Source organism: Mesorhizobium sp. M7A.F.Ca.CA.001.10.2.1 (assembly GCF_003998575.1).
In the GTDB taxonomy this organism is placed as follows: Bacteria; Pseudomonadota; Alphaproteobacteria; order Rhizobiales; family Rhizobiaceae; genus Mesorhizobium.
Genome location: NZ_RZQY01001064.1, coordinates 1 through 1,233, shown reverse-complemented (window position 1 = coordinate 1,233; position 1,233 = coordinate 1). Strand labels below are relative to the sequence as shown.

1 protein-coding gene and 1 pseudogene are annotated in these 1,233 nt (G+C 61.9%); both read left to right on the top strand.

Annotated elements, in window-relative coordinates; all coding sequences use genetic code 11:
• A pseudogene (locus EN964_RS35085) lies at positions 1-468 on the top strand (aminoacyl-tRNA hydrolase); the annotation flags it as partial.
• 91 nt (positions 469-559) lie between these two features.
• Positions 560-1,233, top strand: a 674-nt coding sequence (gene ychF / locus EN964_RS35080; RefSeq protein WP_127277478.1) for a redox-regulated ATPase YchF, incomplete at its 3' end; no start/stop codon positions are given.

The window sequence follows — 1,233 nt, the reverse complement described above, 5'->3', positions numbered from 1 at the left end:
ACCGTTTTCTATGACGAGATCGACCTTGCCGAAGGCAAGCTGCGCATCAAGACCGGTGGCGGCGCCGGCGGCCACAACGGCATCCGGTCGATCGACGGTCATATCGGCAATGGCTATCGCCGCGTGCGCATCGGCGTCGGCCATCCCGGCGTCAAGGAAATGGTCCAGCACCATGTGCTCGGCAATTTCGCCAAAGCCGACCGCGAATGGCTCGACCCGCTGCTCGACGCGATCGCCGATAATGCCGCCATGATCGTCAAGGGCGACGAATCCGGCTTCATGAATAAGGCCAGTCTCGCCGTCCAGGGCAAGGCCGGGCCGGAGCCCGAAAAGCCAGCGCAGAAGCAGTCGGCGCACAAGCAGCAAAGTCATGTCCGCCAAGCACGGCCTCAACAGCCGGTGGTCAAGCTGCCGGAAAGCGGTCCAATGGCCGCCATGCTGAAGAAGCTGTTCGGCGGCAAGGACTGAGCATCAAGGGGACCGAAGGGCTTGACGTTGATCACCCCTATCGCCCATAGCCCTGATCAAATTTCTATTTTCCCGATAGGACCGAACAAAAATGGGTTTCAAATGCGGCATCGTTGGCTTGCCCAACGTCGGCAAGTCGACGCTTTTCAACGCGTTGACCAGAACGGCTGCGGCGCAAGCCGCCAACTATCCATTCTGCACCATCGAACCGAACACCGGCGAGGTGGCGGTGCCAGATCCGCGCCTGCAGAAGATCGCCGCGATCGCCAAGTCGAAGGAGATCATTCCAACTCGCATCTCTTTCGTCGACATTGCCGGCCTGGTGCGCGGTGCCTCGAAGGGCGAAGGGCTGGGCAACCAGTTTCTCGCCAACATCCGTGAGGTCGACGCCATCGTGCATGTGCTGCGCTGCTTCGAGGATGACGACATCACCCATGTCGAGGGCCGCATCGACCCCGTCGCCGATGCCGAGACGGTCGAGACCGAGCTGATGCTTGCCGACCTCGACAGCATCGAGCGCCGCATCGTCCAGATCCGCAAGCGCGCCGGCAGCAAGGACAAGGAAGCGACGACCGTGCTGCCGTTGATGGAGGCAGCGCTCGAACTGCTGCAGGCCGGCAAGCCGACCCGCATCCTGCTCAAGGGTATTTCGGCCGAAGATTTGCGCATCCTGCAGGGCCTGAACCTTCTGACCTCGCATCCCGTGCTCTATGTCTGCAATGTCGCGGAGGCCGATGCCGCCACCGGCAACGAACACACCAGGGC